At 45.2% G+C, this 15,460-nt stretch carries 15 protein-coding genes and 1 other RNA gene; 8 read left to right on the plus strand and 8 right to left on the minus strand.

What is annotated here, in order from left to right; all coding sequences use genetic code 11:
• Nucleotides 1–42: 42 nt before the first annotated feature.
• The 4 genes from ACOMA8_RS07405 to ACOMA8_RS07420 all read right to left on the minus strand — a co-directional run bounded on the left by ACOMA8_RS07405 (nucleotide 43) and on the right by ACOMA8_RS07420 (nucleotide 3,449).
• On the minus strand, nucleotides 43–753 hold the full coding sequence (locus ACOMA8_RS07405; protein WP_161899033.1) for an MgtC/SapB family protein: 711 nt from the start codon (nucleotides 751–753) through the stop codon (nucleotides 43–45).
• Between the two features lie 119 nt (nucleotides 754–872).
• Nucleotides 873–1,298, minus strand: coding sequence for a YrvL family regulatory protein (locus tag ACOMA8_RS07410; protein WP_421369717.1), 426 nt, complete (start codon nucleotides 1,296–1,298; stop codon nucleotides 873–875).
• Nucleotides 1,299–1,456: 158 nt separating this feature from the next.
• The gene (locus ACOMA8_RS07415; protein ID WP_421369719.1) at nucleotides 1,457–2,956 is read right to left on the minus strand and encodes a helix-turn-helix domain-containing protein; all 1,500 of its coding nucleotides are present in this window, start codon (nucleotides 2,954–2,956) and stop codon (nucleotides 1,457–1,459) included.
• A 76-nt stretch (nucleotides 2,957–3,032) separates the two neighbouring features.
• Nucleotides 3,033–3,449, minus strand: a complete 417-nt coding sequence (locus ACOMA8_RS07420) for a MerR family transcriptional regulator (RefSeq protein WP_421369721.1) — start codon at nucleotides 3,447–3,449, stop codon at nucleotides 3,033–3,035.
• 122 nt (nucleotides 3,450–3,571) lie between these two features.
• On the opposite strand from ACOMA8_RS07420, the gene ACOMA8_RS07425 reads away from it, so the two are divergent.
• Complete coding sequence (locus tag ACOMA8_RS07425; RefSeq protein ID WP_421369723.1) at nucleotides 3,572–4,558, plus strand: aldo/keto reductase; 987 nt, start codon at nucleotides 3,572–3,574, stop codon at nucleotides 4,556–4,558.
• 128 nt (nucleotides 4,559–4,686) lie between these two features.
• On the opposite strand, the gene ACOMA8_RS07430 is transcribed toward ACOMA8_RS07425, so the two are convergent.
• The 4 genes from ACOMA8_RS07430 to ACOMA8_RS07445 all read right to left on the minus strand — a co-directional run bounded on the left by ACOMA8_RS07430 (nucleotide 4,687) and on the right by ACOMA8_RS07445 (nucleotide 7,395).
• The gene (locus ACOMA8_RS07430) at nucleotides 4,687–5,166 is read right to left on the minus strand and encodes a universal stress protein (protein ID WP_161899028.1); all 480 of its coding nucleotides are present in this window, start codon (nucleotides 5,164–5,166) and stop codon (nucleotides 4,687–4,689) included.
• A 113-nt stretch (nucleotides 5,167–5,279) separates the two neighbouring features.
• The gene (locus ACOMA8_RS07435; protein ID WP_421369725.1) at nucleotides 5,280–5,564 is read right to left on the minus strand and encodes a hypothetical protein; all 285 of its coding nucleotides are present in this window, start codon (nucleotides 5,562–5,564) and stop codon (nucleotides 5,280–5,282) included.
• 183 nt (nucleotides 5,565–5,747) lie between these two features.
• Nucleotides 5,748–5,942, minus strand: a non-coding RNA gene (ssrS, locus tag ACOMA8_RS07440) — 6S RNA.
• A gap of 166 nt (nucleotides 5,943–6,108) precedes the next feature.
• Nucleotides 6,109–7,395 (minus strand): replication-associated recombination protein A, encoded by a 1,287-nt coding sequence (locus ACOMA8_RS07445; RefSeq protein ID WP_161899026.1) that lies wholly within the window; start codon nucleotides 7,393–7,395, stop codon nucleotides 6,109–6,111.
• Nucleotides 7,396–7,685: 290 nt separating this feature from the next.
• Here ACOMA8_RS07445 and ACOMA8_RS07450 point away from each other — a divergent pair, with 290 nt between their 5' ends.
• The 7 genes from ACOMA8_RS07450 (at nucleotide 7,686) to ACOMA8_RS07480 (ending at nucleotide 15,459) form a co-directional block, all read left to right on the plus strand.
• On the plus strand, nucleotides 7,686–8,687 hold the full coding sequence (locus ACOMA8_RS07450; RefSeq protein WP_421369727.1) for a D-alanine--D-alanine ligase family protein: 1,002 nt from the start codon (nucleotides 7,686–7,688) through the stop codon (nucleotides 8,685–8,687).
• A gap of 426 nt (nucleotides 8,688–9,113) precedes the next feature.
• Nucleotides 9,114–9,752 carry a DNA-3-methyladenine glycosylase gene (locus tag ACOMA8_RS07455; RefSeq protein WP_421369914.1) on the plus strand — a complete coding sequence of 213 codons (639 nt, stop codon included), beginning with the start codon at nucleotides 9,114–9,116 and terminating at the stop codon, nucleotides 9,750–9,752.
• Nucleotides 9,753–9,799: 47 nt separating this feature from the next.
• Nucleotides 9,800–10,294 (plus strand): DUF3013 family protein, encoded by a 495-nt coding sequence (locus ACOMA8_RS07460; protein WP_421369729.1) that lies wholly within the window; start codon nucleotides 9,800–9,802, stop codon nucleotides 10,292–10,294.
• Nucleotides 10,295–10,384: 90 nt separating this feature from the next.
• Nucleotides 10,385–11,359 carry a 50S ribosomal protein L11 methyltransferase gene (gene prmA / locus ACOMA8_RS07465; RefSeq protein WP_421369731.1) on the plus strand — a complete coding sequence of 325 codons (975 nt, stop codon included), beginning with the start codon at nucleotides 10,385–10,387 and terminating at the stop codon, nucleotides 11,357–11,359.
• 45 nt (nucleotides 11,360–11,404) lie between these two features.
• A complete protein-coding gene (locus tag ACOMA8_RS07470; protein WP_421369733.1) occupies nucleotides 11,405–12,157 on the plus strand; it encodes a 16S rRNA (uracil(1498)-N(3))-methyltransferase in 753 nt (250 codons plus the stop codon).
• A 49-nt stretch (nucleotides 12,158–12,206) separates the two neighbouring features.
• Nucleotides 12,207–12,869: a deoxyribose-phosphate aldolase gene (locus ACOMA8_RS07475; protein ID WP_421369735.1), complete on the plus strand. Its 663-nt coding sequence runs from the start codon at nucleotides 12,207–12,209 to the stop codon at nucleotides 12,867–12,869.
• A gap of 382 nt (nucleotides 12,870–13,251) precedes the next feature.
• A complete protein-coding gene (locus ACOMA8_RS07480) occupies nucleotides 13,252–15,459 on the plus strand; it encodes a RelA/SpoT family protein (RefSeq protein WP_161899020.1) in 2,208 nt (735 codons plus the stop codon).
• Nucleotide 15,460 lies beyond the last annotated feature (1 nt).

Raw genomic sequence — 15,460 nt, forward strand, 5'->3', positions numbered from 1 at the left:
TCTGCCGGTTGGATATAAGCAGTCGCTTGGGCTCAAGTAAATTCAATTTAAGATTTGCACTTTCAGGATATCGGGATTTTCTGATAAGCGGAGCATCAATTCATGCTCGTCGACATCTCGAGGAATTGTGATCGTGTAGATGACAGAATAAGTACGAAACGTATCATCTGGCAATCGCTTCACTTCAAAATCCATGTTGTCGATGGTAATCCCTTTGTCTCGGAGTAGTTTAGTGGTAAATGGGCGCGAGGAATCCCAATGTTCCATTTCCATCAACAAGCGCCTGGTACGGGGAGCGGGAACAACATAAGTGACAAAAGTCAGCGCACCTAAGACAGCTAGAAATCCGACAATGGCAATCTGATAGTAGCCCATTCCGCAAGCGATACCTAAGCCGGCCATTGTCCAGACGGAAGCAGCTGTTGTCAATCCAGAAACGGACTGCTTATTCATGACAATAGTTCCGGCTCCGAGAAAACCGATTCCGCTGACAACCTGAGCAATTAGACGAGCCTCATCACTACGGACCACGCCGACTAATTTGGGATTGTTAATGGAAAATTCGATGGAGCGCCAAGCAATTTCTTGTTGAATCAAGGCGATGACTGCGGCACCAACACAAACCAAAATATGGGTCTTCATTCCGGCTGGTCGGCTTTTGTATTCCCGTTCATAACCAATTGCACCACCCATTAGAATTGCCAATAACAGTCGGAAAAGAATTTCGAGAATCGTCAAATCAAATTTTTCCATGACAACACCAACCTTCGTTAAAGTTCGTATAATTGTTAAAGCTCGCTAAAGGCTAAAAAATGAATTTTTGTAGCGGGTTAGCTAGAGTAAGTAGCTCGACTGAATGGAAGGCAGCACATTTAGCGCTGACGGGGTGTATCAGTTGTATTTTTGTTACGAGTGAGTAAAAGTTCCAACGCTGAAAAAAGCAGAGCCGTTGTCGCAGCCGCTCCAAGAGGAATAAAGACAGAATCCATTACAGCATCGGCAAACAACATTAAAAGTAATGTGGAGCCGGTATCAAACAGCAAGTAGATCAGTCTGCCACCGGGAACGTGGGTAGTGACGAGGCGCTTTTCAAAAAAAGTGGCGATGGGTGACAAAGGCAGGCCCATCAGGATTACTGCCAACATAAATCCAATCAGACTGAGTTTAGAGCTATAATGGGCACCAAGTAGATTCAAGACAGCCGCTCCTAGCAACGCTAAAAGCATGGCGGTGACGGTTGTTGCCAGAAAAGCTGCTGCCACGACACCAGGCGGAGTATTTTTAGGAATTTTTGGCATGATGACCTCCATCATTGGCTCAACGTTACAATAGGAGAGCCGATTTTAGAAAACAGCTCTATTATAACAGAGGTCGCCGATAGGACAAATCATTTCATCGGTTTCTTCAACACATGTCTTTTATTTGGAAACCTTTATAGTAAAGAAGTTGCCGACACTCAGATAAAGCGAAGTTTCCCAGTTTTTTGATAGAAAAAATCCCGCAGCCAATAGAAGATATAAGGCAAATCCTCATCTTTGGCTGCGATATTCCAGACAAAGCAGGGGATATCAGGATAGTCTGTTTTGAAGCTGGCAGTGGAGGCCACTACTAAGTCGTATTTGGCGGATTCCGCAGGACGAAAGTTTTCACCATCTACAAAATAGATGGAATTCAGAACCAGTAAAATCTTGTCGTGAATGATGCTGTTGGGCTCAGCGACAATTCCAACTTTCAGCTTTGTCCATTCCATGTGCTTCACATAGTAAGGCCGTAAAATGTGACCAAAGCTTTTTCGCATTGTGGAATAATAATCTCGGTATTCTTCGTATTGTTGCGCCTGTTCCCCTCTGAAGAAGGTGAGAACCTGTTGCTCATACAGCAGGTTTGCTTCATTTACTTCTTCTTCTTGAATCAAAAAATAGTGAAGATTTGGAAAAGTCCCGCGAAAAAGCCAGATACCTGCACCGGCTTGTGCAATGTTCAGCTGCAGAAGAGTCCGCTGCTTTTCCTCGATTCGTTGATGAAAATAGTGGGTTTCAAAATACGTCAAAAAATCATCTCCCAAGGACAATAGTCGAGGGATTTTTTCAGTCAAAATTTCTTTACGAGAACGAATCAAGACTGAATCAGGATCAGTAAAGTTAGGGCTGATCAGGGAGTTAGCGACTAAGCCGCCAGTTTCAGATCGAACATAGTTTGGCGGAATTAACGGATTATCTTTACATAACGTCAAGTCAAAAAGTGGGTTATCACGAAACAATTGGCCCACCCGAAGATTCTCTTGGGTATAATGCTGCTGGCGCAAGCGGAAGTATTGAATAATTAATTTCAATCGATAAAGCTTCTCGCTGATGTAATGGTGTTCAGCTGGGATTTGCTGAAGTAATTTTGGCAATAACGACTCATCAATATCGTAAGGTTCAAAGAGTTTGGTTTCGCCCTTGGTTCCCATCCAGAAAAGATAAAACAACGATTGTCGTAGCAACAGCTCGTCTTTTGATTCTAGAGAAGCGTTCGTTACACTCAAGTGAATACCATAGATTTTTAAGTATTTTTGTAAATTCCGGACGTTACGAGTAAGCGTGGATTGGCTAATGTAGTGGGCAGCTAAAAAGTCATTCAAATCCGGTTGTGCTTCTTTTAATAACCAGATAAGAAATTGAAAGGGAATCGAATAATTCCGTAACAAAGTAAGGCGGAATTGTGTCAAGCTGATAGTCACTTTATCCAATTGAAGAGTTTTTGACTGTAGAAATAAGTTAGCTTGTTGAGGGTCGATTTTCTCGATGACTTCTGCAATCCGTTCCAGAATGTATTTGAGTTTTGATGAGGAGTTATCGGTTAGAGAAGCTAAGTTTCGAAGCGGATAAGGACGTTTTGGCAACTTGCTCAGCTCTTCGAAAACCCGGTAATACTCAAATTGTGATTTGCTAAACATCAGACTTTCGTAGTGCATAATTCGCTTCCTTTCAATAAAAATTTATATCAGGTTCCTGGAGAATAGAAGTTTTTCAACCATTTTCCAAAGAAAATTAGGCAAACTCGTCCCACTGTGGCGCAGGTTGGTTGTGCTCTGCCGCTATTTTTTTTGCTTGATAAAAAGCCAGTTTGCTGTGAATATGTTTCTGGTTGGACAACAAAAGCTCTAGCTGCTCTTCAATGACGTTGCATTGGTCACCAAGAAGAGTTACCAATGCATTAAAATCATGGGTCTCGTCTTCGTGATAGAAGAATTCCTGAATCTGGCTGATGGTCATGCCCGTTTGTTTGAAGCACTGAATGGCCCCTAACCGACCTAAATGCTGCTCTTCATACAGGCGGTGCTTGCCATTGCGCCGAACATTTTTTAACAGACCGACTTCTTCGTAGTAGCGCAATGTTGAGGCCGGTAGATGAAATTTTTGGCTGACCTCGCGGATTGTGTAGGTATTTGTAGCTGTGGTAGTCATCGAACCACTCTCCAATCTTTTTTTGCTTTTTTTGCGGAAACCGCTTTACTTCAAGTTTACTTGAAGTGTTATAGTGAGTAAAGGAAAAGCTGCTTTGTTTTACAGAACAGGAGGAAAAACAGATGTATTTGGCAAAAAAAGATCGTTATGACAAGATGCAGTACAATCGAGTCGGTCATTCCGGATTGAAACTGCCCGCAGTTTCTCTGGGATTGTGGCACAATTTTGGCGATGTGGACAAGATGACTACGCAAAAAGAAGTGATCTTCACGGCTTTTGATAACGGCATCACCCATTTTGATTTGGCGAACAACTACGGACCGCCAGCAGGTTCGGCAGAAACGAATTTTGGTCGGATTCTAAAAGATGATCTGGGGGGCTATCGGGATGAAATCATCATCTCGTCGAAGGCAGGCTATTACATGTGGCCGGGACCATATGGTGAATGGGGTTCAAAGAAAAATCTGATTGCCAGCTGTGACCAGAGCTTGAAGCGGATGGGGCTTGATTATGTGGATATCTTCTATCATCACCGTCCAGATCCGGATACGCCATTGGAAGAAACTGCCCACGGGCTTGATCTTTTGGTACGGCAGGGAAAAGCGTTGTATGTCGGGGTCTCCAATTATTCACTGGAGCAGACAGCTGCAATCAGCAAGCTCTTTAAAGCATGGGGCACGCCATTTATCATTCATCAGCCGCAATACAACATGTTCAATCGCAGTATTGAAGATGGGCTGACAGATGTCTTGGCTCAAGAAGGATTGGGTGCTATCGTCTTTAGCCCGCTGGCGCAAGGCTTACTGACAGATCGTTATTTGGATGGCATTCCAGCTGATTCGCGGGCACATCGCTCTGATAGTCCGTTTCTTTCTGAAGAGCGGGTAGTGGATACATTGGATAAAGTCCGCCGCCTAAACGAGATTGCAGAAGGTCGCGGCCAAACATTGGCAGAAATGGCTTTGGCTTGGAATTTACGGCTGCCAGAAGTTTCCAGTGTCTTGATTGGGGCATCGCGTGTTAGTCAATTGGAAGATAATCTGAAGGCCTTGGATAATCTGGCATTTGCATCGGAAGAATTGACAGCCATTGATGCAGTCTTAAACTAAATCTAAAAACAGGCTTCACCACAACTGCGAAACCCAGCGATTGTGGTGAAGCCTGTTTATGTCAAAAAAACGGATGCCAAAAAGTTGCTTCAGCACCCGCGTTTTTTCAGCTTAAAAAGCTGCAAAAGTTATTTTTTTTCTTTTTTATTGTCGACAATTTTGTTTTCCAGATCAGTCCGGACGACTAGAACATCACAGGCAGCGTTACGGATGACGTATTCAGAAACCGAACCGATAAAGAGGCGTTCCACCGCATTTAGACCGGTAGCTCCCAACATGATTAAATCGACATCGTGTTCTTGTGGTAATTGTTTTGCGATGAGAGGCTTAGGTGCGCCATACTCGATGACAGTCGTAATCTCGGTGCAGTCTTGCTCTTTAGCGTATTTCAAGTAGTCATCTAACGTTTGTTTGGCCATCTCAGTGGCTTGTTCTGCCAACATTCCGTCAAATGAAGAAACCGTCTGAAAGGCCCGAGTGTCGATAACGTGGGCAATGATTAGTTTCCCTTGATTTCGTTTCGCGACGTTGACAGCTTTTTTGAAAGCCAGTTCTGCTTCACTGGAACCGTCGACGGCTACCATGATCGTTTTATATTGTTGCAGCATATAGATCACTCCTTTTTATCTTGTGCTTGCTGTTGTCTACTTAAAACTAAGTGTAAGACAGCAGTTCCTTTACAAGTTCATTGTAGACCACTTGCTGTGAAATACAAAAGGATTTACTTGTCAGAGGGATTCATTTTGCTGGAAAAGCTGATACTAAACACCAACGTCAGGATCAATGCGACGAACAGGTAACCAAACGAGACCAGTCTTTGAGACCAAATGGCTACGGGAATACCCGCGACTGCGACGATTAAATAGATACTCCCGAATTGTCGCAAAAAGCTGCGATGCTCCTGGGAGTCACCAATCAATGGCAGAAAAATTTGCGGCTTTAACAACAAGACAAAACCCAATACAGCTAGTAGCAGAGCAAAGAGACAGATAAAAATAGTGATCATGATTTTCCTCCGAATTGTCGGCAGCTGACCAACTAGCTGCCCTTATCTGACCTCATTGTACCAAAACTTAGCCAATAAGTTATCCTAAACGCGGTAAAATCTGGACTTCTCAGATAAGCTTATAACAAAGGGCACAAAAAAAGCCTCTCACAAATGTGAAAGGCCGCATTCTAAACAGAATGGGTAGTATCCGTCGATGCCGTTCTTCGTCTTATAGTATTGATCCCGCAATGATCAGCAGGTGGGTTCCACGGTGAAGACTTAAAGCTACCAAATGATAAGGCATGCTAGCAGCCTGCACACAAGACGGATCCCGAGGTATCAATAAAGATGTTCGGTCAACACACAGAAAAGACAACTCGTACATCACAGAATTCCCACTTACATAGTAGCACGTCCACCAGTTGTGTGCAATAAGAAAGCTCCTAGTTTTAGAAAGCGCATTCTTAAAGGTGAGGGAGCAATTGCTATTGGTAGAAGGCAAGTTTAAAGAGCGTAGCAAACTACTTTTGTAGATTGGTTATCCGGCACTGGCAACTCTAATTTAATCTTTGTGATTTTGTTTGTGCCACTCTTTGAGACGCTGGTACTGCTGAGCGAGGGCTTGCTCATATTTGCCGGTGCTTTTCGGCTGATAATAGACCGCATCCTTCAATTTGTCAGGCAAGTATTGCTGGTCTACCCAGGCATTTTCAAAATCGTGAGGATACTGGTAACCAATGCCGCGACCCAAGTCCTTGGCGCCTTTGTAATGGCTGTCTCGCAAATGATCCGGCACATCCCCAGATTTTCCGGCACGGATATCAGCAATTGCAGTGTCCAGTGCCACATAAGCAGAGTTGGATTTTGGCGATAGACACAAATCAACAACGCAGTCTGCCAAAGGAATTCGGGCTTCTGGTAGTCCTAAACGTTCTGCCGCCAGCACTGCGTTCACTGTCCGGGCAGCCGCAGCAGGGTTGGCCAACCCCACATCTTCATAACCAATCACCATCAGTCGGCGACAAATGATGGCTAAATCACCGGCTTCCACCAAACGGCCAAGGTAATGGAGGGCTGCGTTAACGTCACTGCCACGAATTGATTTTTGAAAAGCGGAGATCACATCGTAATGGGCATCGCCGTCTTTGTCATGTGTCAATGCTTTGCGCTGCACGCACTCTTCGATGATTGATAACGTCAAATGAATCACGCCGTCTTCAGCTGGCGGTGTGGAACGGACGGCCAACTCCAAACCGTTCAGAGCGCTGCGAAGATCACCATTGGTAGCGCGGGAAAGATGCAATCGCGCTTCTTCAGTAATTTCGACAGGGGAGTTTCCCAGACCGCGTTCTTTGTCGTAAAGTGCTTGATCCACCGCCACCAAAATATCAGCTTCTGTCAGTGGCTTGACTTCAAAAATCTGAGCGCGACTGCGGATTGCGGGATTAATCGTGATATAGGGATTTTCAGTAGTGGCGCCAATCATGACAATTCGACCAGATTCCAAGTGAGGCAATAAAAAATCTTGTTTTGTCTTGTCTAAACGGTGAACTTCATCCAATAGTAAAATGACAGTCCCGCTCATTTTCGCTTCTTCAGCGACAATTTGCAGGTCTTTTTTTGTATCAGTAGCGGCATTTAACATGCGAAAGGCATATTTGGTCGAACCGGCAATGGCAGAGGCTATACTGGTCTTTCCGGTTCCCGGCGGTCCGTATAAAATCATGGAGGAGAGCATCTTCGCTTCTACCATGCGTCGGATAATTTTGCCGGGTCCGACTAAATGCTGCTGCCCCACAACTTCATCAAGCGTTCGTGGCCGCATGCGGTAAGCAAGTGGTTTTTCCATGGGACACCTCCTAGCGTTGGCTGAAAAAACATTGTTCCTGTCAAGTATAACACGAGAAATCTGTGAGACGAAAGGCGGGGGCTTTCACCTGATAGCGCTCTTTGTGTTAGTAAAAAAGTGCACTGCTGAAAAAAACGCCGGTATATTTAAGCGCAAAAAGTTGCTGGTAAAAAGAGAGAGTCAACAAAGAAAATCTTTTTTCTCTTGTTGTTCAAGCGTGGAAATTCGTTCTATAATGCAGTGGAAGCTACACGAGTGTAGTCAGTAAGGACGAAAGTGGAGGAATCGCAATGAGAATCGTAGTATTGGCTGGTGGAAAAAGTGACGAATATGATGTGTCCCTCTCATCAGGCGCAAAAATCGCCAATGGTTTGATCAAAGAGGGGCATCAAGTTCTTTTGATGGACCTTGCTTTGGGTTTTAAGGATGCTGCCAACTTTACCGAAGCCTTTGAAAAACATGCCGAACAACGTTATGAACATCAGATTGAAGCAGCTTTTACAAAGCGAGAAACAGGCGAAATCGGGGAACACGTCATTGAAATCTGTCAAGAAGCAGACATCACCTTCTTGGCGCTTCACGGAGGTATCGGAGAAAACGGCAAGCTGCAGGCGCTGTTTGATATTTATGGAATCCGTTACACAGGATCTGGTTATCAAGGTAGTTTACTAGCCATGAACAAGAAAACCTCAAAAGAGCTGTTGCGTTTCCACGGATTTGCTACGGCAGATTGGAAAATTTTAGGGGTAGACGCTGATTTGACCCAAGTCACTCTGCCTGCTGTAGTCAAGCCAATTGACAACGGTTCGAGTATCGGTGTTACCTTGGTTTTTGATTTAGAGTCGCTGCAACAGGCGGTAGTTCAAGCTGCAAGTTTTTCTCGTGATGGCCTGGTGTTAATCGAACAACAAGTAAAAGGACGGGAGTTTTCAGTTGGGGTGCTGGGAGAAACGGTACTGCCAGTCATCGAAATTCGGCCGAAGCAAGGATTCTACGATTACACCAATAAATATCAAGACGGTTTGACAGAAGAACTGGTGCCGGCACCGATCTCACCTGAGTTGACGAAAAAGTTACAAGAGACTGCCAAAAAAGTACATGATCTGCTGGGACTGCAAGTTTACTCTCGTACAGATTTCATCGTTGATCAGTACGACGAACCTTGGGTGATTGAAGCCAACTCACTGCCGGGGATGACGCCAAATAGCTTACTGCCCCAAGAAGCCGCCGCTGCGGGAATCGGCTACGCTGAGCTGTGTGAGACCATCATTCAGCTCTCGTTGGAAAAATAGTTTGGTGATAAAAGACCGTGGCAATAGTTCTGTCAATTTTCTTCAAAGGGAACATTACCAAACATAAGATGCAAGTAAAAGACAAGTAATTTCCATTAAAAAATAGTGGGAGAGACTTGTCTTTTCATTGCTAAAAAATTCAAACGCAGGCTTTCCTTGAGTTTATCAAGCTAAGTCAGTAGTATTCACTTTTTTATAGGATACGTTGGGAAATGTTTTTTCGGAATCCGGCACAACGATTGTTACAAGTGCTTTCTTTGTTGCTTATGTACCCGTGCTTGATTAGACTAGTTGCTGTCTTTTATTGGAACATCGCGACACTTTGGTAAATGGAAAAGTACCCGCTAAAGCGTGTCCCAGGCGGCTGCGTTGTTTGCTAGTAACCCCAGGGATATTCGTGTAAAATAAGTCTTGGTGAAGAAAATGATGACAACGATGGCTGAGGCCAAAAAGATCTTTCAAACAAAGACAACACCAGAGATTGCAGAATTTTTGATAGGGATGTATCTGGAACACCGCTTGCCCGATGGTAGTCGACTAGGCGGCTGGATTGTCGACTGTGAAGCTTACTTAGGGCCTGATGATGAGGCGGCACACAGCTATGGCATGCGGCGGACGCCTCGGGTGCGGGCGATGTATGAAGAAGCCGGTACGATCTACTTGTACACGATGCACACCCATCTCATTTTGAATATGGTGACACAAAAAGCAGGCTTGCCACAAGGGGTTATGATTCGTGGCTTGGAGCCAGATCCTGCCAGTGTACCACAGATGATTGAAAATCGTGGTGGCAAGAGTGGGCCGACCCTTTCTGATGGACCAGGGAAGTTAATCGCAGCTTTGAAAGTGACGCCGGATTTTTACGGACAGTCGATATTTACCAGTGATCTGCATTTGGTGCCGAAGAAAAGGCGTCAGGCCAAACAAATCTTGAGGCTCCCTAGAATCGGCATTCCCAACAAAGGAAAATGGACTGAGCTGCCACTGCGCTTTGCCTGTGCTGGCAATCCTTATCTTTCCAATCAGAAAAAAACAGCTGTGGCACCAAATCATGGCTGGCAATAAACCAATATCGGCGGCTGCGGCTCCCGACAACTAAAGGAGAAATAACAATGGCGAAAGAAACGATGTTGACTTATTTGGACGAACAGCTGACCAAGCGACTGCCAGACTATGATGTGGCAATTGACTGGGATGTCAAAAATCACACAGTGGAACTGGTGATCCGTTTGTTTGCGGAAAATCCGACGAAACTGCATTTAGATGATGCCCAAGGAGTAGCATCTGAAGAAGAGGTCATTGAATTTGAAGATGGCGTTTTGCTGGTAGATCCTAAGAAATCCAACTATGAAGCTACGGATTACTTGGCTGTGTATCCTTATGAAGGAAAAAAAGGATTGCGGCAAGCAGAGTTGGACGCTTTTGTAACTTATCTTCAGGAAGTTATGGATGAAGGTCTCAGCGATCTGTTGGATTTCTTGAACGACGACACGGACCAAGAAGAGGCTGTATTTGAATTGAAATGGGATCGAGAACGCTTTGCTGCGATTGTCAGAGAAAACGAGGCAAAAGGCCAAACCGCCTACCTGCCTTACCCAGCTTACTAAACCGGCGGCTCGTCAGAATCTTGATGCCAAAAATGACGTAGCAGCGTATCAGAGGCTCGACGTTCGACCTCTGGGGAAAAGGAGAAAATCATGAAGTGGTATGAATTAAAGGTGGAAACGGCTAGCGAGTCGGTAGAAGCAGTGGCAAATATTTTAATGGAGGCTGGCGCTAGCGGAGTTGCTATTGAAGATGCATTGGATGCTCAGAATTGGCAGAGTGATGCTTTTGGCGAGTTGGCAGATATCACAGCGTTGACAGATCTGACAGAAGGCGCCCGTGTCGCTGCGTATTTTCCAGAGACGATTTTTTTACCAGAATTGTTGCCTTTTATCAAAGAAACTATCGGGCGACTGCCGGAGTACGGCTTAGCTTTGGGAAAAAATGAGCTTACCTTGACGGAAGTTTCTGATGGAGATTGGGCGACTGCTTGGAAAAAATACTACCATCCGGTGCGAATTAGCCGATTTTTGACTATCGTTCCTAGCTGGGAAGAATATGAAACGGATGATCCTGAAGAAAAGATTATTCGTTTGGATCCCGGAATGGCTTTTGGTACGGGCACTCATCCGACGACACTATTGACGTTGCAAGCACTTGAAGTTGTCTTGCGAGGAGGAGAAACTGTCCTTGATGTTGGGACGGGTTCTGGTGTATTGAGCATTGCCAGCAAGTATCTGGGAGCAAAAACAGTCCATGCCTATGACTTGGATGAAGTAGCTGTTCGAGCGGCAAAAGAAAATATGGATCTCAATCCAGTGGCGGCGGATGTCATGGTTTCGGCTAATGACTTACTACAAGGCATAGACTTGTCAGCAAACGTCATTGTGGCTAATATCTTGGCAGACATCATTCTTTTAATGATTCCAGATGCCTATCGCTTATTAAAAGAGGAAGGTCGCTTGATCGTATCCGGCATCATCGAAGAGAAAAAAGACTTGGTAATCCAAGGAATGACCGAAGCGGGCTTTGAAGTGGATCAGGTGTTCAATCAACGGGATTGGTATGCTATTATTTTGAAAAAGGCTCAACCAGACGATGGCGGCATCGACCCGACTGCCGGTTGAGGTGTTATTTGACAAATAATCAAGCAATAAAAAGGTGGAGACAGGATGCAGCGGTATTTTATCGAAGAACCGTATGATACACGGCAGGACTATGAATTAACTGGTGAAATTTTCCACCACATGATTCGAGTGATGCGAATGAAAGCACAAGATCAGATTTACTTGGTTTTTGCTGACCAGACAGCTATTGTGGCAGAAGTTACAGCAGTGGCAGAAGACAAAGTAATCGTGCGGGAAATCGCCAAAGAGCTTCAGGAAAAAGAGCTGCCGGTGGCTATCACTATTGCATCCGGTTATCCAAAAGGCGACAAACTGGAATGGATCGTCCAAAAAGCCACCGAGTTGGGAGCAGCGGCTTTTATCGGCTTTCCTGCAAAAGCCTCAGTAGTGAAGTGGGACGAAAAAAAGCTGGCTAAAAAACAGCAGCGCTTGGAAAAAATTGCCCAAGAAGCTGCGGAACAGTCCCAAAGACAAGTAACGCCACCGGTGCAGCTCTTAGCAAACAGCAGCAGCTTTTATCAGCTGCTTACTGATTATGATTATGTTTTGGTCGCTTACGAAGAAAGTGCCAAAGCAGGAGAAACAGCCCAATTGGCACAATTTTTGCAAAAAGTAGAGCTGGGGGCGCGCGTCTTGGCAGTCTTTGGGCCAGAAGGTGGAATTTTGCCGGAAGAGATTGAGAAGCTGACTGCTGCCGGTGGTATTTTATGCGGGCTCGGTCCACGAATTTTACGAACGGAGACGGCACCGTTGTACCTTTTGAGTGCTGCCAGTTATCAATTGGAGCTGCTGCATTAACAGCAGCCAAAGAAACAATGAAAGAAACAGTAAAGAAGGAGCGGATTGTGTGAAGGTCAGCGAGTTGGTAAGTTTGCGGGTAGTCGATCCCGCTCTGAAAGAATGGGATCTCAAGGACTTGATGGATGAAGTTCGCCAGACTGTTGGCTTGCAGGAGATTGTTGTTTTACCGGCAAACCTGCGGCGAGTGAAGCAATTATTGTCTGGTACGGGGATTCGTATCGGAGCCGTCGTTGATTATCCATTAGGCTGTGGGACGGTAGCCAAAAAAGCGTTTGAAGTTGGTCGCAGCTTCCAAGACGGTGCTGACTTTTTGGAACTCAGTATTAGTTCTGACATGTTGCTGCATCAACCAGCGATGATCCGGGAGCTGGATATGACTCTTTCGCCGCTGGCTATTGCCTGGGGTGAAATTCGAACGCGAGTGGATTCTCGGGAACTGCCGGAGCTGACTAAAATTAATTTAGCTGCTGAAATGAAGCGGTTGGGCTGGTCTTGGCTGGTGCTGGGAGAAGGTGCAGATCTGGAGACAGCAAAACATGATGCTACAACCTTTGAATATGATGGCGGTAAACAATTGCGGTTGCAGGTGAACTTAGAAACTGCTACTCAAAACGAATTACAAGAGCTGGTGTTGCGGGGAGTGAATCGGGTCGGCCTGTCTTCATTGGGGGGGCTGGATCTTACTGTTGAGCTCCATCAATTAGGGTGATTTTACCGCTGAAATTGCTGTTTAAAGCCAGATTCTACAACGAATAACCCAAACGCCGTCGGATTGAAAAAGCCGGTGGCAGCGTGTATAATGATGACATTCATTTCAGGAAGTGCTATTTAGCATAAAGTAGGGCGTATCTGAAAACTTCTCTGATAGCTTTCTTGATTCTTTGAAGAGCGATTTGCGTTGCAGTGCCTACTTATTCGTATTATGTAAGTGGTGCATTTCTCGTAATCGTGGCAAAGAATCTGTGACTTATCGGAGTTTTCAGATACGCCCTAGTACTTTTTGATTTTCAAGAAACAAAAGCAGCGACACTGAAACGACGGCTACCAAGTGCCGGCCACCGGTGGATGCTGCGGAAAAAGGAGGGCTTGAGATGAGTAAAGAAATCATATTGACAGGCCCCGGAGTTATCAAACTGGTGCGCGGGTATATGAGTCCTGAACATGTGGCTTTCGTCCAAAAAGCGTTGGACTACGCTACGGCAGCCCACGACGGTCAGTTTCGTAAATCCGGTGAACCCTATATCATTCATCCGATTCAAGTAGCGGGGATTTTGGCAGAACTGAACATGGATCCTCATACAGTAGCGACGGGCTTTTTACATGATGTTGTAGAAGATACCGATGTGACACTGCAAGATTTGACTGAAGAATTCGGCAGTGATGTGGCCATGTTGGTAGACGGTGTAACTAAGCTGCGGAAGATCAAGTACAAATCCCATGAAGAACAGCTGGCGGAAAATCACCGTAAGATGCTCTTAGCGATGGCGCAAGACTTGCGGGTAATTATGGTCAAGTTGGCGGACCGCCTTCACAATATGCGCACCTTGAAGCATTTGCGAGAAGACAAGCAGCGCCGCATTGCCAAAGAAACATTGGAGATTTATGCACCTTTGGCTCACCGGTTGGGGATTAGCCGCATCAAATGGGAATTGGAAGATACAGCACTGCGTTATTTGAACCCTAAGCAGTATTACCGAATTGTTCATCTGATGCAGTCCAAACGCGATGAGCGAGAAGCCTATATTGCCGAAGCAGTGGAAGAAATCCGCTTAGCAACCGAAGATTTGGACATCTATGCGGAAATCTACGGCCGGCCAAAGCATATCTATTCAATCTACCGCAAAATGGTGGACCAGAAGAAAAAATTCGATGAAATCTATGACTTGTTGGCAATTCGGGTAATCGTGGACTCCATCAAAGATTGTTATGCTGTTTTGGGAACCATTCATACCAAATGGAAACCGATGCCCGGGCGCTTCAAAGATTATATTGCGATGCCAAAATCCAACATGTATCAGTCGTTGCACACGACAGTGATTGGTCCTAAAGGCAACCCAGTGGAAGTCCAGATTCGAACCCATGAAATGCATGAAATCGCCGAATTCGGGGTAGCTGCTCACTGGGCGTATAAGGAAGGCCGCACCGAAAAAGTCAAAGAAGACAATATGACTAAACAGGTGGGATGGTTTCAAGAAATCCTTGAGCTGCAAGACGATGCTTACGATGCACCAGAATTCATGGAAGGTGTCAAAGGAGACATTTTTTCAGATAAGGTTTACGTCTTTACTCCAAAAGGGGATGTTTCCGAGCTGCCAAAAGGATCTGGCCCATTGGATTTTGCTTACAATATCCATACCGATATCGGTAACAAGACGACCGGTGCTAAGGTCAACGGCAAGATGGTGCAGTTGGATTACAAGCTGAAAAACGGGGATATCATCGAGATTTTGACTTCGCCAAATTCTTTTGGACCAAGTCGAGATTGGTTGAAGCTGGTAACAACGAGCAAAGCTAAAAACAAGATCAAACGCTTTTTTAAGAGCCAAGACCGTGATGCCAATATTCAAAAAGGCCATGATACGCTTTATCGGATGTTGCAGGAAATGGACTTTATGCCAAAAGATATGGTGGCAAAAGATAAGATCAAAGACGCTTGCGAACACTTCAACTATCAAAGTGAAGATGATCTGTACGCGGCAGTTGGCTATGGGGAGCTTTCACCAATTTCACTGGCTAATCGTCTGACAGTAGAAGAGCGTAAAAAACGTGAAAAAGAGAAAAAAGAGCAGCAGGTTCAGGAGTTAGTGAATCAACCGGTTGAAAAAAAGGAAAAGATGAAGGTTCGGCATGAAGGTGGCATTGTCATTGAAGGTGTCGATAATCTACTCATCCGAATCAGCCGCTGTTGTAACCCAGTACCTGGCGACGAAATCGTTGGCTATATCACGAAAGGCCGCGGGATCTCTATTCATCGGGCGGACTGTCCCAATGTGCAATCACCAGAAGCTGAAAAACGACTCATTGAAGTGGAGTGGGAAGATACTTCCAACAGCTCCAAAGAATACGATGCTGATCTGGAAATTTATGGCTATGATCGCAGTGGTCTGCTAAATGATGTCTTGATGACTGTCAACGGCATGACCAAACGACTGCAAAGCGTCGAAGCGCGCTCCAATAAGGACAAGATGGCTACAATCCGCTTGACGGTCTCCATTCAAAACCTCAGCCACCTGAAATCCATCGTGGATAAAATCAAGCAGATTCCGGATGTGTATAGCGTTCGGCGTACACGGGGGTGAC

This window comes from Enterococcus infantis (assembly GCF_049166715.1).
Classification (GTDB): Bacteria; Bacillota; Bacilli; order Lactobacillales; family Enterococcaceae; genus Enterococcus_C; species Enterococcus_C leclercqii.